This is a genomic window from Streptomyces sp. NPDC127119 (assembly GCF_042677425.1).
Lineage (GTDB): Bacteria > Actinomycetota > Actinomycetes > Streptomycetales > Streptomycetaceae > Streptomyces.
Window position 1 is genome coordinate 22,768 of the sequence record NZ_JBHXTO010000118.1, and the last position, 6,353, is coordinate 29,120.

Here is a 6,353-nt window from a genome sequence, read left to right on the forward strand (position 1 = left end):
GGCACACGTAAAGGAATCGAGAACATGAGCAAGCTGCGCGTGGCGGTCCTCGGCGCCAAGGGGCGTATCGGATCGGAGGCGGTCCGGGCCGTCGAGGCCGCCGAGGACCTGGAGCTGGTGGCCGCCCTCGGGCGCGGGGACTCCCTGGAGGCCCTGACCGACACCGGCGCCCAGGTCGTCGTCGAACTCACCACCCCCGACTCGGTGATGGACAACCTCGGCTTCTGCGTCCGCCACGGCATCCACGCCGTGGTCGGTACGACGGGCTGGACCGACGAGCGCCTCGCACAGCTGACCGCCTCGCTGGCCGCCGCACCGGGGACGGGCGTGCTCATCGCCCCGAACTTCTCCATCGGCGCGGTCCTCACCATGAAGTTCGCGGAGGTGGCCGCGCCGTACTTCGAGTCCGTCGAGGTCATCGAACTGCACCACCCGAAGAAGGTGGACGCCCCCAGCGGCACCGCCACCCGCACCGCGCAGCTCATCGCCGCCGCCCGGCAGAAGGCGGGCAGCGCCGCGCAGCCCGACGCGACGGCGACGGGTCTGGACGGCGCCCGCGGCGCGGACGTCGACGGCGTCCCGGTGCACTCGGTCCGGCTGCGCGGCCTCCTGGCCCACCAGGAGGTACTGCTCGGCGGCGAGGGCGAGACCCTCACGATCCGCCACGACTCCCTCCACCACAGCAGCTTCATGCCGGGCATCCTGCTCGGCGTACGTCGTGTCGTGGACACCCCGGGCCTCACCTTCGGCCTGGAACACTTCCTGGATCTGAAGTAACCGCCATGGCCGCGAAAATCACGTACGCCGTCACGGCCGCCGTCCTGGTCGTCTACTTCGTCCTGGTCGGCAGCCGCGGGGTGATGCTCATCCAGCACGGCACGCTGCTCACCGTCGCCTTCGGTGTCGCCGTCCTGATCCTGCCGGTGATCGGCGTCTGGTTCCTCTGGAAGAACACCCAGTTCGTGCAGCGCGCCAACCGGCTCGCCACCGAGCTGGACGCCGAGGGCGGGCTGCCCGTCGACGAGCTGGCGCGTACCCCGGCCGGCCGTATCGACCGCGACTCCGCCGACGAGGTCTTCGCCCGCCGCAAGGCCGAGACGGAGGACGCCCCCGACGACTGGCGCAGCTGGTTCCGGCTGGCGGTCGCCTACCACGACGCCCGTGACACCCCACGGGCCCGCAAGGCGATGCAGCACGCGATCGCCCTCCACGACGGCAAGCCCGTACGCGCCTGAACGAGGTGACGACGAAGGGGCCGGCCCGCATCAGCGGACCGGCCCCTTCGTCGTCAGAGCGTTTACGCGTGCTGTCGGTACTCGTCCGCCCAGACCTCGACACCGTCCGCGGCCCGGTCGAAGGCCTCGGGGCGCCCCAGGAAGTCCGCGTTGTGCGTGGTCAGCAGGGGAGTCGTCTCATTGCCGGAGTGGCCGCCACGGACGAGGACGAGCGCCTGCCCCTGTACGGTCCGCGGGAGCCCGAGCCAGCGCACCGGCTGCTGCACGGTCCGTACGACCATGACATGCGCCCACGGTGTCGTGGTCGTGTGCAGGAATCGCACCCGGCGCAGTCCGCCGGCGCTCACCCACGCGCCCATCCGCAGCAGACGCAGGGCACCCGCGATGACCACCGCGGCGAGGGCCAGGCACACCGTGCCCCCGGACGCGTTGCCGGCCACGGAGATGATGACCGCCGCGAACAGCACGTACGAGGCGAGCAGCAGCAGAAGCGCGGCCGCGCCGACCCGCCACGGGCCGGGCCGGTAGGGACGCCGCCACTGGTCGCGGTCGTCGAACGGCAGCGCGAGATCCTCGCCGGCCTCTTCGAAAGCGCGATCGGCGGTCAGAAAGGGCAGGGGCACGACTGATCCTCACTCAATCCACGCATGGACTATGCCCGGTGAGGCTACCTAGCCCGATCTCCGCCCACCACCCGCGGGGGTCCATGAGGGTACTGACCGGCCACGGGGCCCGTGGGGAAGGGTCAGCGGCCCGAGGACGCGTCGGACTGCTGCGTGCTTCCGGGGGAGACGTCGGCCGAGAGGGCGGGCAGCCCGATGAGCAGGGAGCCCGCGAGGCCCGCGACCACGGTCAGGCCTATCAGCCATCGGCCGACCAGCTCCGAGGCGGAGGCACGCCGGCGTGGTGGGGGAGCGACATTGCTGCGGAACTGGTCGGCTTCGGCGATGAAGGCGAACGGTACTGGCTCGCGCCGACGGAACATGGGGTGCGCTTCTCCTCTGAAGACTCGAACAAATCACTGTTATCAGTGCAGACGAGCGAGTGTCCGAAATGGTGCCATGTTTCCCTGACTTTGTTGCGGCAAGGCACTGGCTGCCCCGCAAAAGGACCCCCGTAGAGTGGGCGCCGCTCCTGAGATGTGACCGGAAGGACCCACTGTGACTACCGCCGACGACTCCAAGCCTGCCTCAACTATCGACGTCACTTTGCGTGACGATGTCACTGTTGAGCTGGTGAAATCCAGCGCATCGGATACCGACGTCCTGTTCGCTGCCCGTGTCTCGACGGTCGGCGAGGAGTCCATCGAAGAACTGCACAAGGACCCTGAGCGGTCCAAGGGCTTGATCAACTACTTGATGCGTGACCGTCACGGCAGCCCTTTTGAGCACAACTCGATGACCTTCCTCATTAGCGCCCCGATCTTCGTTTTTCGTGAGTTCATGCGGCACAGGGTTGGCTGGTCGTACAACGAGGAGTCAGGTCGCTATCGCGAGTTGCAGCCCGTCTTCTACGTTCCCGACGAGTCACGCAAGCTCATCCAAGAGGGCCGTCCGGGGAAGTACGTCTTCACTGAGGGGACCCCGTCCCAGCACGCGACGGTTAGCCGCGTTCTGGGGGACTCGTACCAGCAGGCGTATAGCGCCTACCAAAAGTTGCTTGCCGAAGGAGTGGCCCGCGAGGTCGCCCGTGCGGTCCTCCCGGTGGGCCTGTTCTCCTCGATGTACGCGACGTGCAACGCCCGCTCGCTGATGCACTTCCTCGGCCTGCGCACCCAGCACGAGCTGGCCAGGGTCCCGTCCTTCCCGCAGCGGGAGATCGAGATGGTCGGCGAGAAGATGGAGGCGGAGTGGGCCCGGCTCATGCCCCTCACGTACGCGGCCTTCAACACGAACGGGCGCGTGGCCCCGTGACGCACCCCGATCGCCCTGTCGGACACGCCAGCGGGCACATCTGTACGGGTCGGCCAGGCGAAGTGTCCGTATTGCGGCATTTCAACAAGTTCATCTAGCCTGATCAAACGGACCCGGCACTGCTTGAACCCCCGAGCAGGCAGTGCCGGGTTCCACTTTTGTCCTGACTTGTCGCCTCCCCCGAGGGCAGACCGCACGGTGAGCAGCGAGTAGCGTGTTACCCATGGCTCCGACCTCCACTCCGCAGACCCCCTTCGGGCGGGTCCTCACTGCCATGGTCACGCCCTTCGCGGCGGACGGCGCACTCGATCTCGACGGCGCGCAGCGGCTCGCCACCCACCTGGTGGACGCAGGCAACGACGGCCTGATCGTCAACGGCACCACGGGCGAGTCCCCGACCACCAGCAACGCGGAGAAAGCGGATCTCGTACGAGCCGTCCTGGAGGCCGTCGGCGACCGCGCCCACGTCGTCGCGGGCGTCGGCACGAACGACACACGCCACAGCATCGAGCTGGCCCGCGACGCCGAGAAGGCGGGCGCGCACGGCCTGCTCACCGTGACGCCGTACTACAACAAGCCCCCGCAAGAGGGCCTCTACCAGAACTTCACCGCGATCGCCGACGCCACCGGCCTGCCGGTCATGCTCTACGACATCCCCGGCCGCAGTGGTGTCCCGATCAACACCGAGACCCTGGTGCGCCTCGCCGAGCACCCGCGTATCGTCGCCAACAAGGACGCCAAGGGTGACCTCGGCCGCGCCAGCTGGGCCATCGCCAGCTGCGACCTCGCCTGGTACTCGGGCGACGACATGCTGAACCTGCCGCTGCTCTCCGTGGGCGCGGTCGGCTTCGTCTCCGTGGTCGGCCACCTGGTCACGCCCGAGCTGCGGGCCATGATCGACGCGTACACGAGCGGCGACGTGCAGAAGGCGACCGAGATCCACCAGAAGCTGCTCCCCGTCTTCACCGGGATGTTCCGGACCCAGGGCGTCATGACCAGCAAGGCCGCGCTCGCCCTGCAGGGCCTGCCCGCCGGACCGCTGCGCCTGCCCATGGTCGGCCTGTCGCCCGAGGAGACCGCGCAACTCAAGATCGATCTTGCCGCCGGCGGGGTACAGCTCTAACCACAGACTTCACAACTGAATACGTACGACCAAGCAGGCCGAGCGCCTGCTCCACCAGACAACTGCTACTGCACGAACGTCATGCGCGCCACGTGCCCTGCCAGGTACGTGGCGCGTGTGGTGAGGAGAGTCTTTTGAGTCATCCGCATCCGGAACTCCGTCTGCCGCCGAAGCTTCCGCAAGGAGGCCTCCGCGTCACCCCGCTCGGTGGCCTCGGCGAAATCGGCCGAAACATGACGGTCTTCGAGTACGACGGCCGCCTTCTGATCGTCGACTGTGGCGTGCTCTTCCCCGAGGAGGAGCAGCCCGGGATCGACCTGATCCTTCCGGACTTCAGTTCGATCAGGGATCGCCTCGACGACATCGAGGGCATCGTCCTCACGCACGGCCACGAGGACCACATCGGCGGTGTCCCCTTTCTCCTCCGCGAGAAGCCGGACATCCCGCTCATCGGCTCCAAGCTGACCCTCGCTCTCATCGAGGCGAAGCTCCAGGAGCACCGCATCCGGCCGTACACGCTTGAGGTCGCGGAGGGCCACCGGGAGCGCATCGGCCCCTTCGAGTGCGAGTTCGTGGCGGTCAACCACTCCATCCCGGACGCCCTCGCGGTCGCCATCCGCACCCCCGCGGGCATGGTCGTCCACACCGGCGACTTCAAGATGGACCAGCTTCCGCTGGACGGCCGCCTCACGGACCTGCACGCCTTCGCGCGACTGAGCGAGGAAGGCATCGACCTCCTCCTCTCGGACTCCACGAACGCCGAGGTCCCGGGCTTCGTCCCGCCCGAGCGCGACATCTCGAACGTGCTGCGCCAGGTCTTCGCGGGTGCCAGCAAGCGCATCATCGTGGCCAGCTTCGCCAGCCATGTGCACCGCATCCAGCAGATCCTCGACGCCGCCCACGAGTACGGCCGCCGGGTCGCCTTCGTCGGCCGCTCGATGGTCCGCAACATGGGCATCGCGCGCGACCTCGGCTATCTGAAGGTCCCGCCAGGCCTCGTGGTGGACGTCAAGACACTGGACGACCTCCCGGAACACGAGATCGTCCTCGTCTGCACCGGCTCCCAGGGCGAGCCGATGGCGGCCCTGTCGCGGATGGCCAACAGGGACCACCAGATCCGGATCGTCCAGGGCGACACCGTGATCCTGGCGTCGTCGCTGATCCCCGGCAACGAGAACGCGGTCTACCGCGTCATCAACGGCCTGACCCGCTGGGGCGCCAACGTCATCCACAAGGGCAACGCCAAGGTGCACGTCTCCGGCCACGCCTCGGCCGGCGAGCTCCTGTACTTCTACAACATCTGCAAGCCACGCAACCTCATGCCGGTCCACGGCGAATGGCGCCACCTGCGCGCCAACGCCGAGCTGGGCGCCCTCACCGGCGTCCCGCACGACCGGATCGTGATCGCCGAGGACGGCGTGGTCGTCGACCTCATCGAGGGCAAGGCCAGAATCTCCGGCAAGGTCCAGGCGGGTTACGTGTACGTCGACGGCCTCTCGGTCGGCGATGTCGGCGAGCCCACGCTCAAGGACCGCAAGATCCTCGGTGACGAGGGGATCATCTCGGTCTTCGTGGTGCTGGACACCAGCACGGGCAAGATCACCGGAGGGCCGCACATCCAGGCCCGCGGCTCGGGCATCGAGGACTCCGCCTTCAGCGCCGTCCTCCCGAAGGTCGTCGAGGTCCTGGAGAGGTCCGCCCAGGACGGCGTCGTCGAAGCCCACCAGATGCAGCAGCTCATCCGCCGCACGCTGGGCAAGTGGGTCTCGGACACCTACCGCCGCCGGCCGATGATCCTGCCGGTCGTCGTCGAGGTCTGAGCCACCTCGTAGCACGTACACCCGGAGCGGGGCACCTCGATTTGCATCGGGGCGCTCCGCTCCAGTACGTTTACGGCTCCGCCTGAACGGGAACCCGACACAACTTGGTGTCCGGGCCTCCTCGCAGGGGGCGGGAATTCCGACTCAGAACTTCTGATAAAGTCGGAATCGCCGGAAAGGGAAACGCGAAAGCGAAAACCTGGAAAGCACCGAGGAAATCGGAACCGGAAACGGTCTGATAGAGTCGGAAACGCAAGACAGC

7 protein-coding genes are annotated in these 6,353 nt (G+C 67.8%); 5 read left to right on the plus strand and 2 right to left on the minus strand.

Annotated elements, in window-relative coordinates:
- Positions 1-24 precede the first annotated feature (24 nt).
- Both dapB and ACFVH5_RS33915 read left to right on the plus strand, forming a co-directional pair.
- Positions 25-777, plus strand: coding sequence for a 4-hydroxy-tetrahydrodipicolinate reductase (gene dapB / locus ACFVH5_RS33910; RefSeq protein WP_385837513.1), 753 nt, complete (start codon positions 25-27; stop codon positions 775-777).
- 5 nt (positions 778-782) lie between these two features.
- Positions 783-1,235, plus strand: a complete 453-nt coding sequence (locus ACFVH5_RS33915) for a hypothetical protein (protein ID WP_385837514.1) — start codon at positions 783-785, stop codon at positions 1,233-1,235.
- A gap of 62 nt (positions 1,236-1,297) precedes the next feature.
- Here ACFVH5_RS33915 and ACFVH5_RS33920 read toward each other — a convergent pair whose 3' ends face one another.
- Together ACFVH5_RS33920 and ACFVH5_RS33925 are read right to left on the minus strand one after the other, a co-directional pair.
- Positions 1,298-1,858, minus strand: coding sequence for a hypothetical protein (locus tag ACFVH5_RS33920; RefSeq protein WP_384814895.1), 561 nt, complete (start codon positions 1,856-1,858; stop codon positions 1,298-1,300).
- 122 nt (positions 1,859-1,980) lie between these two features.
- Entirely contained in the window at positions 1,981-2,220 is a 240-nt protein-coding gene (locus ACFVH5_RS33925) for a hypothetical protein (RefSeq protein ID WP_385837515.1), read from the minus strand.
- A gap of 175 nt (positions 2,221-2,395) precedes the next feature.
- Here ACFVH5_RS33925 and thyX point away from each other — a divergent pair, with 175 nt between their 5' ends.
- The 3 genes from thyX to ACFVH5_RS33940 all read left to right on the plus strand — a co-directional run bounded on the left by thyX (position 2,396) and on the right by ACFVH5_RS33940 (position 6,091).
- Complete coding sequence (gene thyX / locus ACFVH5_RS33930; RefSeq protein WP_385837516.1) at positions 2,396-3,148, plus strand: FAD-dependent thymidylate synthase; 753 nt, start codon at positions 2,396-2,398, stop codon at positions 3,146-3,148.
- A 223-nt stretch (positions 3,149-3,371) separates the two neighbouring features.
- Positions 3,372-4,271 carry a 4-hydroxy-tetrahydrodipicolinate synthase gene (dapA, locus tag ACFVH5_RS33935; protein WP_384814887.1) on the plus strand — a complete coding sequence of 300 codons (900 nt, stop codon included), beginning with the start codon at positions 3,372-3,374 and terminating at the stop codon, positions 4,269-4,271.
- Between the two features lie 134 nt (positions 4,272-4,405).
- Positions 4,406-6,091 carry a ribonuclease J gene (locus ACFVH5_RS33940; RefSeq protein WP_385837517.1) on the plus strand — a complete coding sequence of 562 codons (1,686 nt, stop codon included), beginning with the start codon at positions 4,406-4,408 and terminating at the stop codon, positions 6,089-6,091.
- Positions 6,092-6,353 lie beyond the last annotated feature (262 nt).